The following is a 17150-nucleotide window of genomic DNA, read 5'->3' on the forward strand; positions in this document are numbered from 1 at the left end:
CTCATCGTTCTCCTTCTGTATATTCAATAGGCAGGCTAAGCCGCACACGAAATCCGGATGGCTCATTGTCGCTGAAGTGAATTTCAGCTCTTCCCTGATAGATCATCGCCAGCCTTTGCTTCACATTCCAGATCCCGATATGCCCTTCATCTGTGGCCGGGTTGTAATCCGGCGAATTCAGCACCCGCAGCTTCTCTGCACTGCTGCCTTTTCCGTTATCCGCGATTTCAATGATCATGGTATCGGCTGCTTCTTCTGAGAGACCAGCCGAAATCTCCAGATGAAAGATCCCGGCTTTCAGGCTTATGCCGTGAAGCATGGCATTTTCTACAAAGGGCTGTACCATCAAGGAGGGTATGGAGGCACAGCTAAGCTCTTCGGCTATGGTGATCTGAAACTCAAACGACTGCTGGTAGCGCAACTTTTGAATTTCAAGGTAATTGCGGAGATGTTCAAGCTCTTGTTCCAAAGTAATGCGGTTATCCTTGACCTGAAGCATAAAGCGGAAATACTGCACCAGATGCCGTACTGTCTTTTTGACCAATTCGAAACGTTTCAGATCGGCAAGCTGAAAAATAATATTGAGCGTGTTCAAGAAGAAGTGCGGATTAATTTGCATTTGCAAATGCTTCATTTCAGCTTTTTGCGCATTAATCCGTTCCTCATAGATATCAATTCTCAGATCTTGAATTTCCACAACCATGTTATTAAATGCCTGATTCAGCGCCTGGAACTCCACGAGGTTAGAATCGGGAAGCTTGGTTTCCATGGCACCATTTCGAATCCGGTGGATGCCGCTCAGCAGATCCAGAATCGGGCGGATGACCATACGGCGGAAATAATATAAGTAAACCAGTAAAATGAGCAAAATAATAAAGGGCAGTACATTAATAATCGTCTGGAAGGTATTGAGTCCCTGGAGCAGCTCGGAAGCGGGGATGACCACAGACAGATTGATTCCCAGGGCGGATGACTGGCTGGACACCACAAACCACTTCAGGCCATCATGTGTAAAAGAAAAGGAAGAATTCAGATTCATCTTCTCACCCGGCAGCTTGAAGTCGTAGCCCATGGATGCCGAAGGACGGGTTAAGATATTCCCTGCATTATCCACAATAAGCACATCACCGCCCGATTGCAGGTTCAGATTGCCCAGCGGTGAACGCATAGAGTCGATTCGGATCAGAGCGCCAATGCAGGCGGTATTGCCCAGATTATTGCTGACGGTCCGGTTTAAATAGTAATCTCCGGCAATTTTAACGATCGTCCATTTGTACTGAAGCGGCTCCAGATGATGTTCATTTTGAACGTTTCTCGTAATCCAATCTCTTATCCGGTCCATATCATCCTCTGTCGTTCCTAATACATTGGATAGTGTCAAGGTATCATTAACGCCGGAGTACAGATAAAACATGTCCACGCTATGGTAATAGGCCTGGTAGGCCTGATTTCTCTGCATAATCCCCATACGGGCAAAATAATATTCGGATTCTGTCAGCCCCGGCTGATTCAATTGAAGAAAATTCACATCATGATCGACAATATCGACCAGATTAATTGTTATGTCCTCCAGACTGCTCTCCATCATCTTAAGATTGGAGTTGACCAGATTCTGATAGGATCTGGATACCTGGTCGAGCACAACTCCCTTGGCATAATATCCCCCGGCAAAAAGAACGGCAAGGAGCGGAATCGTTATTGCAGCAGACAGCTGAATCAGTTTTACACCCAGTGAGTTTTTCCTGTTTTTCATAATGCTCCTTTCTATAACTTAATATAAGAAAGATTCACCCCAGTGATCCTTATCCTATGAATTTTTTCACAAGAATTGTTTTCTTTTTAACGTAAACGTTTACTCAAATATGCAAAAAATATACCTTTATAAGATCTTCCCCACCTCCTCCAAAAAAATCTTTGGTGTGAATTTATACGTTCACTTGAATGTAAGTTATGTATTATTGTACCTACAATCCTAACTTCCCATTACGTAAACGCTTACTATAAAAGTTATCTCGTTTATTTTTCCTTGTCAATGCTTATTTTACATAATGTTTAATTCCGGTTGACAAAGAAAAGGCAAGAACTTATATTTTCAGTAAGCGTTTACTGCTAAACGACAGGTAGGAGAGTCTATGAATCCCACAATTAAAGATGTTGCCCAAAAGGCGAACGTATCCATTGCCACCGTCTCAAGGGTTCTGCATAACTTAGGCGGATATTCAGATAAAACGAAGCAAAAGGTAGATCAGACCATCAAAGAGCTTAAATATCAGCCGAACGCTATCGCCCGCGGACTGATTAACAAGCGTACCCAAACCATCGGCGTGTTATTTCCTGATGTGTCGAGCGCCTTCTCCTCCGATCTGCTCCACGGAATCGACGACTTCGTCCATGACCGCAATTACAGTGTGATGGTCTGTAACACCGATCAGGACGGCAAACGTACGCTGAAGTATTTGCAGCTGCTGCGCGAGAAGCAGGTTGACGGGATTATTTTTTCCAGTGAAGTGCTCAAGAAAGACTATTATGACATGCTGGAGAGCATGAAAGTTCCGGTGGTGCTGGTCTCTTCCCAAACGGATTTTGCCAACGTACCTTATGTGAAGGTCGATGATTATCAGGCGGCCTATGACGCTGTCCATTATCTGATCACCAAAGGCCACCGCAGAATCGGCATGATCAGCGGAACCAAGGGCGATCCCATCGCTGGAACTCCACGGGTCGAAGGATACCGCAAAGCGCTGGAAGCACAAGGTATCACCTTTGATAGCCGTTACCTCGTATATGGAGACTTTTCATACGAAAGCGGCTGTAGAGCCATGGAAGCCATATTACGGAGAACACCGGAGGTTACTGCTGTCTTCGCGGCCAGTGACGAAATGGCGATTGGTGCCCTTTCCACCGTTACGAAGCATGGAATGAATGTGCCTGAAGATATCTCCATCATGGGATACGACGATCTCCGGTTAGCCCGGATGGTCAATCCGCCATTGACTACCGTGCGCCAGCCGCTATATGACATTGGAATGATCGCTTCCGAGAAGCTGATCGGTATGATTGAAACGGGGGAGCCTGCGAAGAGTCAAATCTGTACCCACTCCATTGTGGAAAGGCAATCCGTTCGGGCAATTACCTGACCAAGGACATGTAACCCGTTCTTTCGGAAAAATAAAAAGGCTGCCCCTAACGCCGTATTGGCGAAAGGAGCAGCCTTTTTCCTGTATTATGCCTGATTTAATCTCTCTCAGCAGCAAGCCTCACCAATACTCTGGCGCCCTGTACCAGCACAGCCTCATCAATGTTGAACCGGGGCTGGTGTAGCGCATGGGTTATCCCCCGTTCCGCATTGCCGCAGCCGATAAAGGCAAACGCCCCGGGCACCTGATCGAGATACCAGCCGAAATCTTCCCCGGCCAGGCTCGGCTGCTCCAGCAGATACGCCTGCTCATCTCCCAGCACCTTGCGCGCTGCGCCGAGCATCCGCTGAACGGCCAAGCCGTCGTTCACCACGGCAATGCCTTCGCGCAGCTCCAGGCTGCTGCTGCCTCCATAAGCCGAGGCTATCGCTGCAGCGTGGCGCTTCAGTCCTTCCGTAATCCGGCTGACGGTTGATTTCGTGAAGGCTCTGAAGGTGCCGGTCAGCTCACTGTGCTCAGCAATGACATTGATTGCTGTTCCAGCACGCAGTGTGCCGAAGGCCAGCACCGCCGCTTCCGACGGATTAATCCCATTCGCCATCAGCCCGTTCACCTCGGTAACAAACCGTGCCGCCATCTGTATAGCATCGACCGCTTCATGCGGCGCACTGTGATGTCCGGCGGTGCCCCGGAATTTCACGGTGAAATGGCTGGAGGCCGCCATGGCATAACGGGGATGAATGCCCAGCGTACCAACGGCAAGCTCCGGCATCACATGCAGCGCATAACACTGGTCCACACCTTCCAGAATGCCGTCTTCGATCATATCCCTGCCGCCGGAGAGCAGGCGCCCGTCCAGCGGACTCCGGCTTGCGCCTTCCTCCGCCGGCTGAAAGACAAAGACCACCGTGCCGCTTAGCTGATGGCGGAATGCCGCCAGTGTCTGTGCGGCACCAAGCAGCATCGCCGTATGGGCATCATGCCCGCAGGCATGCATTACACCGGGATTCCTGGACTTATAGTCCAGCTCATTCAGCTCACTAATCGGCAGCGCGTCCATATCCGCCCGCAGCAGAATTACCGGCCCGCTCCCTGCCGTTCCCCGCAGCGTCCCGGTGACTCCCATCCCGAAATGCCGGCCCACATTCCGCCGCACCTCAATGCCCCATGATTCGAGGAGTTCGGCAACCTTGCCGGAAGTGCGGGCCACATCGTAGAGCAGCTCCGGGTGGCTGTGCAGATCACGGCGGATCGCGATCAGCTCCGCCTCCAGCCCGCCGGCATACTTCATCATGGCTTCAAGATCCGGTTTCAGACGGTCTGCACCGGACTGCATTTGCGTCACACCTGCCCTGCCGGTTCAGAAGCCTTAGAATAACGGTTCGCCGGAACTGGCAGTCCGAGATTACCCCGCAGCGTATCGCTTTCGTATTCGGTGCGGAACAGTCCGCGTTCCTGCAGAATCGGAACGACCAGATCCACAAATTCCTCCAGTCCGTTCGGCACGGCGGCTGCCAGCATGAAGCCGTCGGCTGCTCCGGCCTCGAACCAGGTCTGAATCTGATCAGCCACCTGCTCCGGCGTGCCAATGAAGCTGCTGCGAGGCGTAGCAGACTGCAAGGCTACCTGCCGCAGAGTTAAGCCCTGTTCTTTAGCATCCTTTTTGATTTTGTCCGTACCGCTCTGGAAGCTGTTCCGGCCCAGATCACCGACATCCGGGAAGGGCTCATCCAGCGGATACTGCGAGAAATCATGATGCTCGAAGAATCTGCCCAGATAGTTCAGCGCATTCTCGATCGTCACCAGACCGGCAACCTCCTGGTATTTGCGTTCCGCCTCCTCAGGGGTAGCTCCCAGAATCGGTGCTATTCCAGGGAAGATCAGCACTTCTTCGGGATTGCGCCCAAACGAAGCTACGCGGGTTTTCACATCCTTATAGAATTCCTGGGCAGACTCCAGCGTGTCATGACCCGTGAAGACGGCATCCGCTACGCTCGAGGCATAATCCTTGCCGACCTCTGAGGACCCTGCCTGGAAAATAACCGGCTGCCCCTGCTTCGAGCGGGCGATATTCAGCGGCCCCTTCACAGAGAAGAATTCACCCTGGTGATCCAGCGTATGCACTTTCTCCGGATCGAAGAAGACGCCCGTCTCCTTATTGCGGACAAACGCATCATCCTCCCATGAATCCCACAGCCCGCGCGCCACCTCCAGATATTCGGCGGCAATGCGGTACCGCTTGCCATGATCGGGATGCTCCTTCTTGCTGTAGTTAAGGGCAGAGCCTTCAAGCGGTGAGGTTACCACATTCCAGCCGGCCCGTCCGCCGCTGATGACATCCAGCGAGCCAAATTGCCGGGCCACAGTAAACGGTTCGCTGTAGGAGGTGGACAAAGTACCCACTAGACCAATGCGGCTGCTGACCGCTGCCAGCGCACTAAGAATTGTCAGCGGCTCGAAACGGTTGAGGAAATGAGGGATAGACTTCTCATTGATGAACAGACCATCTGCAATGAAGATCAGATCCAGCTTGCCTTCCTCTGCTTTGCGCACCCATTCCTTGTATAACTCAAAGTTCACACTGGCATCAGGCTTCGCATCGGGATGACGCCACATGGAGGTGCTTCCTCCAACCCCGTGCAGCAGTGCCCCCAGCTTCAATTGTCTCGGTGTAGTCATGTTCATTCCTCCTCAAGGTTGTGTATTTATTACAAAATGGGTTGCCGTGCAGAGAGACCGGCTTCCGCTCCCTGCTTGATCCGCTCGATCTGGGCCAGATGGGTCTGCACATGGGCGGTGAAGCTGCGGACGATATCGGCAATCCGGACAGTGTCTCCCTTGACATTAATTGCGCTTTTCTCCCATTCACCGTCAGTCAGTCTTCCCAGCAGGAGACTATTGTAATGCAGCAGGCTGCGGAACAGCACCAGGCTGTCTGTCGCCTTCCCCTGATTGCTGTGCTGCCCGCTGACCCAGGCATCCTGATTGAATGCCGGAAGCTGCACCTTCGTATCCGCCAGAATATCACGAATGCGGAAGGAGACCACGATGCTGTGATCAGCCAGATGTGCCAGCACCTCGGTTACGCTCCAGCTGGCCGGTTCTGCCTTCCACTTCAGCTGCTCATCGGATAAGCCTTCCAGTGCCTGCACCAATTGCCCGTGCGTATTCAAGTACTCTGTTAGCTCCACACTGCTCATTTAGATTCCCTCCAATGTAAGTTTCGATGGCGGCTGGTCAGGCCCGGTATTGAAGCGTGACAGCGCAAAAGGCGCAATATTCAGCTTCGTATGTCCTTGCACGGCCAAATCTGTGAGGATCTCCCCGACCACGCTGGAGAATTTGAAGCCATGTCCAGAGAAGCCTCCGGCCAGCAGCACATTGCTGTAGGCCGGATGGCGGTCAATAATGAAATCCTCATCCGGTGTATGCTCATATTTACAGACGGACCCTTTAAGCAGCTTCCCGGCTGCGCCGGGCATGTAAGCCTCCAGCACACGGCGAAGGTCGCCTTCATCGCTCTCCAGACTGCCGAACGGTGCCAGCGGTTCGCCAGGCCTCCATTCCTCGCCTGTATCATGGCGGCCGATCTTCAGTCCCGCCCCGCCGATGCTGGGGAAGCCGTAGAACCCGCCTTCCTCAGCACCCAGCGTGAAGCCGGGGAACTTCCCGGCATCGAAATCCGGCGTACTCCCAAACCAGCCTACTACCTTGCGGACGGCCTTAATCGGCAGGCTGACGAAGGGCGACAATGAACTAAACCAGGCGCCGGCACTGAGAATAACAGCCCCTCCATGATACTCACCGTTCTTCGTGTGAACCGTGACACTCCCTTCACGGGCGGTCACATTCAGCACGTTTGTATTCGTCAACAGCTCCGCACCGTGAGCCAGCGCCAGCTGCCGGTAAGCTGTTATGCACCGCTCGCTATAGAGGTAACCCGCATCCGGCTCATACATCGCCTCGAAGGATTCTGGAACGTTCAGCGCCGGCCAGCGGCGGCGGATTTCGTCCGCATCCAGCTGCTCGGCCCGCACCTTACGCTTATGCGCTTCCTCCAGGCGGCCGGCGAAGGAATACACGCCTCTGTCAGCCAGATTGAGCACGCCTGAAGGGACAAGCAGATCCGTCCCGCTCTCCGCTTCGGCTTCTTCCCATAGCACCTGGGCACGGAGTGCCAGGTCAATATAGGCCGGATCTCCGCTATAGGCATGCCGGATCAGCCGGGTCTCCCCGTGATGGCTGCCTTCGGTATGCGGCGGATCAAAGGCATCGATCAGCAGCGTCCTCACGCCGCGCCGGGCCAGATGATAACCCGCGCTCATGCCCATCGAGCCTGCACCGACAATAATCACATCATATACGGGATGCTCAGCTATGATCCGCACCCCCTTCAGCAGCGAAATGCTCCAGCACCCGTACCGCCAGACTGCTGAAGAATCCGGCACCTACAGGCAGAGCCGCTTCGTCCAGATCGAACGCCGGGTGATGCCATTCCCGGCTTCCGGCCGTGCCGGTGAAGACAAATAAACCGGGAACCGCCTGCTGGTAGAAGGCGAAATCCTCCCCGGCCGGTGAGGGCATCGGCTTCACGGAGGTGTAGCCCAGGTTCGCAGCCGTTTCTTCTCCCAGCCGGGCCAGCAGCGCATCATTGATAACCGGCGGCGGTCCGCCGATCCAGCGCACCCTGGCTTCCGCCCCCAGTGCGGCTGCAACGCCTGCTACCACCTCTTCGAACCGTTTCAGCACCCTGCCGCGCACCGCTTCATCGAAAGAGCGGATCGTCCCTTCCAGCACCGCTGTTTCCGGAATGATATTCCACGAGTTTCCGCTATGAATCTGCGTAACGCTGATGACGGCACTGTTCAGGCTGCTCACATTCCGGCTGACGATGGATTGCAGCGCCGTGACGATATGTGAGGCCGCCACTATGGGGTCTATACCGGCTTCCGGCACTGCCGCATGGGTTCCGAACCCGCGGACCTCCGCGATGAAACCGTCAGCGGCTGCCATCAGCGGACCTTCCTTAATGCCGAAGGTTCCTACCGGCAGATCCGGCTTATTGTGCATGCCGATCACTGCGCGGACATTCTCCAGCCCTCCGGCAGCGATAATCTGCTGCGCGCCTTTGGCTTTCTCCTCGGCAGGCTGGAACAAGAAGCGGACCGTTCCCTTGAGGCTCTCTTCCTGCGCCTTCAACTGATATACCGCCCCCAGCAGCGCCGCCGTATGAAAGTCATGCCCGCAGGCATGCATTCTGCCCGGAACCTGTGAGGCATAAGGCAGCCCGGTTTCTTCCTGAATCGGCAATGCATCAATGTCGGCCCGCAGGGCAATCACCGGACCGCCCTGCAAGCCGCCGATCTCGGCAATCACTCCGGTCTTCAGCCCGTAATCCACTATTCTCACGCCTGCCTGCTTGAGCAGGGAGGTAATATATTTCGTAGTTTCATATTCTTCATTAGAGAGTTCAGGATGCCGGTGGAGATGACGGCGGATCTGGGCCAATCTATCATTCCATGCTAGTTCATGTACTGTCTGGGCAGCAGACTCTGCAGACGTGCTTGTCATGATGAGGCCTCCGCCGGAACCCCGGCGAGCGCTTCAGCCAGCAGCTCGAAAGAACGCAGACGCTTATCGAAGGGCTGCACGTTGGTCGTGACGATGAACTCCTCTACCCCGGACGCCTCAGCCAGCGCCAGCAGCTGTCCGCGGACCGATTCCTTCGTTCCTTTGGTAACCTCAGGCTCCCGCTCTTCCAGGGTGTAGGGCTCCGTGCTCTGGCGGGTGAACTCCTCCGCCTGCTCGCGGGTGGCCACCGTCAGCTTCTTGCCGCTGGCTAGGTGAATACGGATCAGCTTGTTTGATCCGGCCAGCTCCTTAGCCTCTTCTTCCGTATCGGCCACGATTACAGCCAGCGCGATAATGACCAGCGGCTCCTTCCCCCCGCTAGTATTGAAGCCACTACGGTAAGCCCGCACCGCTTCCAGGGCAATGGCCTGATCGCCGCCGATGAACAAAGAGAACACATACGGCAGCCCCAATTCTGCAGCGATTTCGGCGCTGGCGACACTTGCACCCAGTACATACAGCTGCGGCGGAGTTCCCGGCAGCGGGCCAGCCTTCAGCCCGGTGAGCGGATGATCCTCCTCCAGCCGGTTATGTACATATTTCTCCAGCTCTATGATTTTATCGGTCAATGAAGGGGTCTCACCGCCCCCCTGCTGCAGCGCCTGCGTACTGCGCGGCAGCCCGCCGGGAGCGCGCCCGACGCCCAGGTCTACACGGCCCGGTGCCAGTGCAGCCAGCACGTTGAAGTTCTCAGCCACCTTATAAGGGCTGTAGTGCTGCAGCATAATTCCGCCGGAGCCGATGCGGATGCTCTCCGTCTTGGCCAGCAGATGCGAGATCAGCACCTCCGGTGAAGATCCGGCCACCTGCTCGGAATCATGATGCTCGGATACCCAGAACCGGCGGAAGCCGAGACGCTCCGACAGCTGCGCCAGCTGGACTGTATGCTGGAAGGCCTCCTCCGGCGTCTCTCCCGGATAAATCGGGCTTTGGTCCAATACGCTGATTGTAATCGCCATAGTTATGCCTCCTAGATGGAATAGTTCAGCTCCGGCGTAATCCGCTTCAGGAACTGCTTGGTTCTTTCTTCACGCGGATGGTTGAACACCTCGGTGGGTGTGCCTTCTTCGACAATCACGCCGCCGTCCATGAACACCACATGGTTCGCCACATCGCGGGCAAAACCCATCTCATGCGTCACCACAATCATAGTTATCCCTTCCTTGGCAATCTTGCGGATCACCGCAAGCACTTCGCCTACCAGCTCCGGGTCCAGCGCCGAGGTCGGCTCGTCGAACAGAATCACTTCCGGCTCCAGCGCCAGCGCCCGGGCTATGCCGACCCGCTGCTGCTGCCCGCCGGACAGCTGGCTTGGATAGGCATCCAGCTTGCTTCCTAAGCCGACCTTTTCCAGCAGTGCGACGCTTCTCTTCCGTGCTTCCTCCTTCGGAAGCTTCTTGACGATCAGCAGTCCTTCCATCACATTCTCCAGCGCCGTTTTGTGGCGGAACAGATTGTACTGCTGGAAGACCATAGCCGTTTTTTGCCGCAGCTGGTGAATATCCTTTTTGCGGGCATGCCGGCAGTCCAGCTTGAACTCACCGATCGAGATTTCGCCGCCGCTTGGCTTCTCCAGATAATTCACACAGCGCAGCAGGGTTGTTTTGCCGGAACCGCTGGGGCCGAGAATGACGACAACTTCCCCTTTGGACACCTTCAGATCAATATTGTTCAGCACCTGATGGCGCCCGAAAGACTTCGATATACGTTCCAGCTTAATCATGCGACTCCACCCCGGTTATACAGATTTATCCGTTTCTCGATCAGGGCGGTGGCCCGCTCAATGAGGAAGGTCAGCCCCCAGAAGATCAGCGCCGCCGCCAGATACGCCTCGAAGAATTTCCAGTTTGTCGAAGCTACGATTTGGGCCTGGGCATTGATATCCACGACCGATACGGTAAAAGCAAGCGTAGACCCGTGCAGCATTCCGATCACGGAATTCGACAGATTGGGCAGGCTCGCCGCCAGCGCCTGAGGGAATACGATCCGCCGGAGCGCCTGGGGAGTACTCATCCCTATAGAATGGGCAGCTTCGATCTGACCGCGGTCCACCGCCAGCAGACCGGAACGGACTACCTCGGACATATAGGCTCCCGCTGTAATGGAGAAAGAAATGTAGGCGAATCCGATCATCGGAATCGACACCGAGCGGAAGCTCCAGCCGAAATATGCGCCAAGCCCGTCGATAATCATCGGCAGCCCGAAATAGATCAGCAGCAGATGCGTCAGCATCGGGGTACCGCGGATGAAGGTGACATACCCCACCGCCAGCGGATACAGGACAGGTACTTTATAAATCCGGACCAGTGCCACCACAATTCCAATCGCGAAACCGGCCAATACAGAGACCACCGTGATATACAGCGTTGTAGGAATGGCACCCAGAATCTGCAGGAACGCCGTCCAGATAAACGATGGGTCCAGCTTCATTACGCGCCGCCTCCTTTACCCGGTCCCATGTCCGCAATGATATGACGGTAGGACGCTTTTTTCTGCAGACTGAATTTCCGCTTCACCGGACTGCCCTGGTCTTCATGCCGGAGTAACCGGTGTTCCGCCACCAGCAGCAGCTTCTCAATCGTAAAGCTGATCACGAGATAGATGAGTGCAAGTGCAATATAGGTTTCAATAAAATGTTGGGTCACGCTGCCCAGCGTCTGCGCCTTACCCGTCATCTCCATCACGCCCAGCGTGAACGCAAGCGAAGTATCCTTCAGCAGCGCAATGACCAGGTTCGAGAACACCGGAATGGCAATCCCCAGCGCCTGGGGCAATACGATCCGGGTAAAAGCCTGATAAGAGGTCATTCCCGTGGCGTAAGCCGCTTCCACCTGGCCTTTATCGACAGCCGTTACCGAAGCGCGGATCATCTCCGACATGAAAGCTCCCGTATGCAGGCCGTAGGTCAGAATTACGAATACCAGCACCGGCGTCCGCGTCATATCGAGATTTACCAGCTTCAGCACCTCGGGCAGACCGTAATAGAACAGGAACAATTGGATCAGAATCGGCGTCCCCCGGAAGAATGAGATGTATACCTCTGCGCAGGTCTTCAGGACCGGCACCTTGTACAGGCGGGGAAGGGCAATGATAAATCCGACAATCACACCTGCCAGCAGCGAGCAGGCTACGATCAGCAGTGTTGTGCTCAGCGTAGTCAGCAGCTTAGGCAGAAAAGAGAATACAAAACTAAGATCAAACGGTGCTCCCATCCTGCCCCTCCTTCTCCGCTATAACGGCAGCCTCATCATTGAACCGTGGATGTGGTGACGTCAGCTCCCAGCCACTGCGTACTTATTTTGCCCAGCGTGCCGTCTGCCTTCAGCTCTGCGACCACTCCGTCAATGGCATCCGACAGCTTCTGCGACGGGGCATCATCCTTGCGGAATACATACAGAATGTCAGCAGAGGACAGCTCAGCACCTACCGCCTGCAGCTTGCTCTGCGGATCAATAATCGGCAGTACGAAATCCGCAGCGAGCGTGGCATCCACACGGCCCGAGTCGATCTGGCTCACCGTATCGTTGGCTGCACCGTTCTGATAGACAATTTTAATCGAATCCGCGCCGTGCTCCTTGTTGTAATTCTCGAGGATTTGCGCTTGTGCGCTGGTTGCGCCTGTCAGCACCTTTTTACCTTGCAGATCGTCCAGCGTCTGGATCGAATCATTGCCTTTGGCTACAATAATGCGGTTTCTCCAGTGGGCATAAGCTTCTTTGTTAAAAGAATACTTCTGCTCCCGCTCCGGGTTCTTCTCCATAACATGGGCTACCAGATCAATCTTCTTGGTCTCAAGGCTAAGCAGCAGATTGCTGAAGTCCATCGTCTGGAATTCGAACTCATACTCCGGCAGACGGCTGTCAATTTCCTTCAGCAGCTCTACATCGAACCCGGTCAGCTTGCCGTTCTCGTCAATGAAGCAGACATTCGGAAAAGCGGTGCCTGTGCCCACCACGATCTTGGTCACCTCTGCCGGTTCTGCGGCTGCAGTCGTTGCCTCCGCACTGGTCTGCGGTGCTGCTTCCGCCACATTCCCGCTGCTACTGCTGTTCGCACTGTTATTGTTGCCGCAGCCGGCGATCACCAGCGTCAATGCCAATGCAGTTGTGAGCGAAATGGTCTTCTTCATCTCTCTATCCCCTTTAGGTTGTAGTATGGTTGAGCGGTAAGTGTCTTTCTCATCAAATACATAATGCCGTCGCCATTCTGCGCATCCAGCTCCAGAATCCGTTCATACCCCCGGCGTTCATACATGGGAACCAGCCAGGGATGCTTCTGCGCCGTAGCCAGGGTCACAGCGGAAGCACCCAGCTTGCCGTGAATAATATGCTCCTCCACCCAGTCGAGCAGCTTGCCGCCGTAACCTTTGCCGCTGCGCTCGGGATTCACTGCGAACCATTTCACAAAAGGCAGATCGGTTACCGCCTTGACCTCTCCGCTCTTCGAGAGGGTGATCGTCGCCTCCACGTTGCCGTCGATCTCCAGCACATAACACTCATTGGTGGCGATGTTATCCTGAATTAGAGCCAAATCGGCGTTTGCCGCCGGCCAGTGCAGTCCAAGCTCGCGGATCAGCTGATAGGCACGATAGGTCACATCCAGCAGCTGTTGGGCGTCCTTCTCTCCGGCCTGCCGGTATACCTCGCTCATTTCATGCCCCCGTTCCTCAATTTAGATAATCCCTATCTGTTTAGTGGTGATTATATGCAATTAACTTTATCACTGCATGTAGCCATGCGCTAATAGAGTTTTTTAATACTGTTATACAAGAAGTCGATCCGGCTTACTGCGGCCCACCGCCAGTTCCAGCAGCGACTCAATGAATTCCGCATTCTCCCCGTTCAGCGAGATCAGGCTGGTCCGCAGGGAAATCCCTTCCGTCTCAGCGATATCCACCCTGATCAGTGTTCCCGCCTCCACTTCCTCCTGTACACTGAGGGCCGGAAGGAAGCAAATCCCCGCTTGCCTCAGCACGAGCTTCTTGGCTGTCTCCAGATTATCCACCTGATACACAATGTCCGGCGGCTGCTCCATGCTCTCGAATACCCGGTGCAGGCGCATCCAGTCCAGCGAGCCGCACTCGAAGAATACAAGAGTCTCCTCCCGGATCTCCTGGATGGAGGCACGGCCCTGGCGGGCCAGCGGATGACCGGCATATACATACAGCGAGATTGGATCCTCACAGAAGGGGAACGACTGAATGGCCGGATTGACCACTTTGCGGATAAAAGCGAGATCAATCTCCTTCGCCTTCAGCTTCTCAATTAATGAATCGGTGGATGAGGTTGTCAGTTTGAAGCGGATATGCGGATATTGCCGCTTCAGATGCTGCAGGAGCTGCGGCATCAGATAATTGGAGACCGATACCGTACTGCCGATTCTAAGTTCATCCGGAATCTGGCCCTTCGACTGGATCTGATGTTTACCGTTCTGGTAGACCTGCAGAATCTGCTGCGCGTAAGGAAGGAACTGGCGGCCTTTATCCGTAAGGTTAATCTGCTTGCCCAGCCGGTCGAACACTCTGCAGTCCAGCTCCCGTTCAAGCGACTGGATTCGGGCCGTCACGGTCGGCTGGGAGATGTAGAGTACATCTGCCGCTTTGTTGAAGCTTCCGTAGTGGTTGATGTAGACAAAGGCTTCAATATTCTCGATGTTCAAGCGTAGTCCTCCTCCACAACTTTATTTAAATTAACTATTCCAATTGATTAACAAGGAATTAATGCCGTACGGGTGTATAGATTTTGTTTATATCTTAGTCACCGGCCCTTTTTTTGTCAACTGACTTATCGTGTAATATACAGCAAAAACCATTACATAGATCACAAAAACAGATAGAACTTTTCTATCTGTTAATCGGTTTTGTTAAATTCCTCTTATATTCATCGGAATTGTAGTTTATAATAAGCGTCACATTCCATTTCTGAACAGGAGGTATCCGATGAATCATTCAGCAGAAATTGTAATCCGTGAAGCCGCAGAGGCTGACCGCGAGGCTATCGCAGGAGTTCTGCTTGAGGCTTACAGTGAATATTCAGCCGTGCTGCCCGAACCTTTTTGGGTGGAGTACCGCGACTCCATTCTTGATTCCGTCCATGGCAATGCTCCGGTCTCGCGGATTGTAGCGGAGCTGGATGGGCAGATCATAGGCAGTGTGCTGCTGTTCACCTCTTCAGAGGCCGCTTACGGCAGACCGGAGCTGGGTATCCATACGCCGATCATCCGTCTGCTCGCTGTTTCTCCGGCTGTCCGTGGACGCGGGGTTGCCAGATTGCTGATCAGCGAGGCCGCCAGACAATCGGTGCTGCTTGGAGCAGCCAGCCTGAATCTCCACACTTCGGACATGATGGCATCCGCAATCAGGCTGTACGAGAAGCTCGGCTTCCAGCGGGCTTATGAAACGGATATTAAGAACGGGGACACGCTGGTCAAAGGATACCGCCTGGAGCTTCCCGTCTCCGCTGGCGTGCAGACGCAACAAACCTCCACCTCCACAGCCTGAGCGGAAACGTCCCGCCGTCCTTTAGGGGACGGTAACCCTTCCAGCGGGAATATAAGGATAAAGTATGCAGGGATTGTGCTGAAAGAAACCCGCCTGCAAGATAAAACCCGAGCAGGAGTACTTAGCTGCGCTGATGGCGGCCTAGCTGACAGGCCGGGACTGATAGGCGCGGCGCTGATAGGTCGTAGCGCTGATAGGCAGACTTTTATTTTAGCAGGAGCCTATAGCTCCGCCCAGGCGGGGAGGTTTAGTTTATTTTAGCCGCAGATATGTAATCGCTGATAGTAGTGGAGTCCAGTGATTATGGTGGGGATCAAATTATGATGCAAGTCCGCTAATTATGATGGAAATCCGGGATATTTAAAAAATCCTGCACAAAATACAACATTTTCCTCATAATCTCGGCCCTAATCCAAAATTGTTGTATAAAATATAGGCGTGTTGATTTCCCAAAAAAAGGGACGAAAAAGGCCGCCATTTCGGGTAATGGTAAGTACGACCAAACCAAACCGAAATGAGGCGACCTCATGAATAAATATACCCCATTTTTAGCCGTTTTCAAACAAGTATTAACACCGGAAGAAGTCCAAATGGTGACTGGACAAACCAAGGACTACGTAGATAGTGGAACCAAAATGACCGTCGGGTTGCTACTCGATTACTTTGTCCAAGCCTGCTACCACAAATGGGACGGCTTCCGGCAAAGTGCCCGCTTAGGCCCAAACTTTGACTTGCCTGAGATTCATTACTCCACCCTTTCCGGCAAGGCCGGTGAAGTCCCTTACGAAATCTTCAAACGTATCTTTCAACTGCTCGTCAAGAAATGTAACCGACAAACCCGGCGGCATCTGAATCTTCCTAAAGATCTTCTGCTGATTGACTCGACGACGGTCACGGCGGCGAATTCCCGAATGCCTTGGGCCTCGTACAAAAAATTTAGAGGGGGCATTAAGCTGCATGTCGCTCTTTCGCAAGGTCAGCGTTTACCCGTGAACGTGGAGGAATCGATTGCGAAGCGCAATGACGCTCCGTTTGGAGAAGTTTTGGCAGATACGGACTACATTTTGGTACAGGATCGGGCGTATGGAAAAATTAGCAGATTGGATCAATATGTGCTCCAGGGCCAGTCGTTTGTGATTCGACTCAAAGACAATCTCCATTTGGTGAAGCCGAGAAACCTCCAGCGACCCGCAGAGGGAGAAACGAAAATTGTTCGTGATATGACTTGTTATATCGGTCAAGGGAAGTGCCAATCCGCTCAGCGCCACCGGGTCGTAGAATTTGAAAATGACCGGGGGGAAGTCGTACGGGTCGTGACCGATTTGAGAAAAGAGTCCGCTCATGTAATCGCCGAAATCTACAAGGCACGCTGGGAAATTGAAGTCTTTTTCCGCTGGATTAAACAGCATCTGAACGTGCCATGTCTATTTGGAACCACCGAAAATGCAGTATACAGCCAATTGTTTGTGGCCCTTGCTGTCTATGTGCTTCTGAGACGCGTTTATGATGAAATCCACTCCAACGTGCCTGCCTTTGCTCAACTGACCCTTTGGGAATTTATGCAGCATTGGCGTATATTTAGTCTTCCGCTGGAGTGGCAGGTTCAACTGAGTCTACTCAGGAACAAGAGCATTTTGGGAATTATATTCATTCCATAATATGGGGAATCAACACGCCTGTATAAAATACAGCATTCCTCCTCCTCTAAGCCGCTTAGCGGGAAAGATTGTTGTATTTCATACAACAATCTTCCCGAACGCCCACCTATCTCCGAGTCAAAGTTGTAAAAAGTACAACAATAATGCCTATACAGTGTGAAGGTAGAATATTGGTGAGCGCTATAGTGGTAAATACGGCTAAAATAAACGCTATCCAGTGTGAGC

General features: G+C 53.5%; 16 protein-coding genes. 3 read left to right on the forward strand and 13 right to left on the reverse strand.

Features of this window, described 5'->3' with window-relative positions; genetic code table 11:
- Position 1: 1 nt before the first annotated feature.
- On the reverse strand, positions 2–1753 hold the full coding sequence (locus tag NSQ73_RS24985; protein WP_340988587.1) for a cache domain-containing sensor histidine kinase: 1752 nt from the start codon (positions 1751–1753) through the stop codon (positions 2–4).
- Between the two features lie 379 nt (positions 1754–2132).
- Here NSQ73_RS24985 and NSQ73_RS24990 point away from each other — a divergent pair, with 379 nt between their 5' ends.
- Positions 2133–3137 (forward strand): LacI family DNA-binding transcriptional regulator, encoded by a 1005-nt coding sequence (locus NSQ73_RS24990; protein WP_340988588.1) that lies wholly within the window; start codon positions 2133–2135, stop codon positions 3135–3137.
- A gap of 97 nt (positions 3138–3234) precedes the next feature.
- Here NSQ73_RS24990 and NSQ73_RS24995 read toward each other — a convergent pair whose 3' ends face one another.
- From NSQ73_RS24995 to NSQ73_RS25050, 12 genes are all read right to left on the reverse strand, one after another.
- Positions 3235–4473, reverse strand: a complete 1239-nt coding sequence (locus NSQ73_RS24995) for a M20 metallopeptidase family protein (protein ID WP_340989399.1) — start codon at positions 4471–4473, stop codon at positions 3235–3237.
- A 5-nt stretch (positions 4474–4478) separates the two neighbouring features.
- Positions 4479–5816: an LLM class flavin-dependent oxidoreductase gene (locus tag NSQ73_RS25000; protein WP_340988589.1), complete on the reverse strand. Its 1338-nt coding sequence runs from the start codon at positions 5814–5816 to the stop codon at positions 4479–4481.
- 29 nt (positions 5817–5845) lie between these two features.
- Positions 5846–6337, reverse strand: a complete 492-nt coding sequence (locus tag NSQ73_RS25005) for a DinB family protein (RefSeq protein ID WP_340988590.1) — start codon at positions 6335–6337, stop codon at positions 5846–5848.
- Entirely contained in the window at positions 6338–7516 is a 1179-nt protein-coding gene (gene solA / locus NSQ73_RS25010; protein WP_340989402.1) for an N-methyl-L-tryptophan oxidase, read from the reverse strand.
- Positions 7509–8708, reverse strand: a complete 1200-nt coding sequence (locus NSQ73_RS25015; RefSeq protein ID WP_340988591.1) for an amidohydrolase — start codon at positions 8706–8708, stop codon at positions 7509–7511. The genes solA and NSQ73_RS25015 overlap by 8 nt, the downstream gene beginning before the upstream one ends.
- Positions 8705–9727 (reverse strand): LLM class flavin-dependent oxidoreductase, encoded by a 1023-nt coding sequence (locus NSQ73_RS25020; protein WP_340988592.1) that lies wholly within the window; start codon positions 9725–9727, stop codon positions 8705–8707. Before NSQ73_RS25020 ends, NSQ73_RS25015 begins: the two co-directional genes overlap by 4 nt.
- An 11-nt stretch (positions 9728–9738) precedes the next feature.
- Positions 9739–10491: an amino acid ABC transporter ATP-binding protein gene (locus NSQ73_RS25025; protein ID WP_336102096.1), complete on the reverse strand. Its 753-nt coding sequence runs from the start codon at positions 10489–10491 to the stop codon at positions 9739–9741.
- Positions 10488–11198: an amino acid ABC transporter permease gene (locus NSQ73_RS25030; RefSeq protein ID WP_171716848.1), complete on the reverse strand. Its 711-nt coding sequence runs from the start codon at positions 11196–11198 to the stop codon at positions 10488–10490. The genes NSQ73_RS25025 and NSQ73_RS25030 overlap by 4 nt, the downstream gene beginning before the upstream one ends.
- Positions 11198–11980 (reverse strand): amino acid ABC transporter permease, encoded by a 783-nt coding sequence (locus NSQ73_RS25035; RefSeq protein WP_340988593.1) that lies wholly within the window; start codon positions 11978–11980, stop codon positions 11198–11200. The genes NSQ73_RS25030 and NSQ73_RS25035 overlap by 1 nt, the downstream gene beginning before the upstream one ends.
- Before the next feature lie 35 nt (positions 11981–12015).
- Positions 12016–12897 carry a transporter substrate-binding domain-containing protein gene (locus tag NSQ73_RS25040; RefSeq protein WP_340988594.1) on the reverse strand — a complete coding sequence of 294 codons (882 nt, stop codon included), beginning with the start codon at positions 12895–12897 and terminating at the stop codon, positions 12016–12018.
- Positions 12894–13418, reverse strand: a complete 525-nt coding sequence (locus tag NSQ73_RS25045; protein ID WP_336102094.1) for a GNAT family N-acetyltransferase — start codon at positions 13416–13418, stop codon at positions 12894–12896. The genes NSQ73_RS25040 and NSQ73_RS25045 overlap by 4 nt, the downstream gene beginning before the upstream one ends.
- A gap of 111 nt (positions 13419–13529) precedes the next feature.
- Positions 13530–14426, reverse strand: a complete 897-nt coding sequence (locus NSQ73_RS25050; RefSeq protein WP_340947485.1) for a LysR family transcriptional regulator — start codon at positions 14424–14426, stop codon at positions 13530–13532.
- A gap of 280 nt (positions 14427–14706) precedes the next feature.
- Here NSQ73_RS25050 and NSQ73_RS25055 point away from each other — a divergent pair, with 280 nt between their 5' ends.
- Complete coding sequence (locus NSQ73_RS25055) at positions 14707–15267, forward strand: GNAT family N-acetyltransferase (protein ID WP_340988595.1); 561 nt, start codon at positions 14707–14709, stop codon at positions 15265–15267.
- Between the two features lie 527 nt (positions 15268–15794).
- A complete protein-coding gene (locus NSQ73_RS25060) occupies positions 15795–16925 on the forward strand; it encodes an IS4 family transposase (protein WP_340986060.1) in 1131 nt (376 codons plus the stop codon).
- The last annotated feature ends 225 nt before the right edge of the window (positions 16926–17150 follow it).

Origin of the sequence: Paenibacillus sp. FSL R10-2736 (assembly GCF_038000245.1) — a bacterium.
Classification (GTDB): domain Bacteria; phylum Bacillota; class Bacilli; order Paenibacillales; family Paenibacillaceae; genus Paenibacillus_AQ; species Paenibacillus_AQ phytohabitans.

Bases quoted from the DNA above. Each gene is read 5' to 3' on its own strand.
- NSQ73_RS24985 (WP_340988587.1), bottom strand. From the start codon at position 1,753: ATGAAAAACAGGAAAAACTCACTGGGTGTAAAACTGATTCAGCTGTCT.
- NSQ73_RS24990 (WP_340988588.1), top strand. From the start codon at position 2,133: ATGAATCCCACAATTAAAGATGTTGCCCAAAAGGCGAACGTATCCATT.
- NSQ73_RS24995 (WP_340989399.1), bottom strand. From the start codon at position 4,473: ATGCAGTCCGGTGCAGACCGTCTGAAACCGGATCTTGAAGCCATGATG.
- NSQ73_RS25000 (WP_340988589.1), bottom strand. From the start codon at position 5,816: ATGACTACACCGAGACAATTGAAGCTGGGGGCACTGCTGCACGGGGTT.
- NSQ73_RS25005 (WP_340988590.1), bottom strand. From the start codon at position 6,337: ATGAGCAGTGTGGAGCTAACAGAGTACTTGAATACGCACGGGCAATTG.
- NSQ73_RS25015 (WP_340988591.1), bottom strand. From the start codon at position 8,708: ATGACAAGCACGTCTGCAGAGTCTGCTGCCCAGACAGTACATGAACTA.
- NSQ73_RS25020 (WP_340988592.1), bottom strand. From the start codon at position 9,727: ATGGCGATTACAATCAGCGTATTGGACCAAAGCCCGATTTATCCGGGA.
- NSQ73_RS25025 (WP_336102096.1), bottom strand. From the start codon at position 10,491: ATGATTAAGCTGGAACGTATATCGAAGTCTTTCGGGCGCCATCAGGTG.
- NSQ73_RS25030 (WP_171716848.1), bottom strand. From the start codon at position 11,198: ATGAAGCTGGACCCATCGTTTATCTGGACGGCGTTCCTGCAGATTCTG.
- NSQ73_RS25035 (WP_340988593.1), bottom strand. From the start codon at position 11,980: ATGGGAGCACCGTTTGATCTTAGTTTTGTATTCTCTTTTCTGCCTAAG.
- NSQ73_RS25040 (WP_340988594.1), bottom strand. From the start codon at position 12,897: ATGAAGAAGACCATTTCGCTCACAACTGCATTGGCATTGACGCTGGTG.
- NSQ73_RS25045 (WP_336102094.1), bottom strand. From the start codon at position 13,418: ATGAGCGAGGTATACCGGCAGGCCGGAGAGAAGGACGCCCAACAGCTG.
- NSQ73_RS25055 (WP_340988595.1), top strand. From the start codon at position 14,707: ATGAATCATTCAGCAGAAATTGTAATCCGTGAAGCCGCAGAGGCTGAC.
- NSQ73_RS25060 (WP_340986060.1), top strand. From the start codon at position 15,795: ATGAATAAATATACCCCATTTTTAGCCGTTTTCAAACAAGTATTAACA.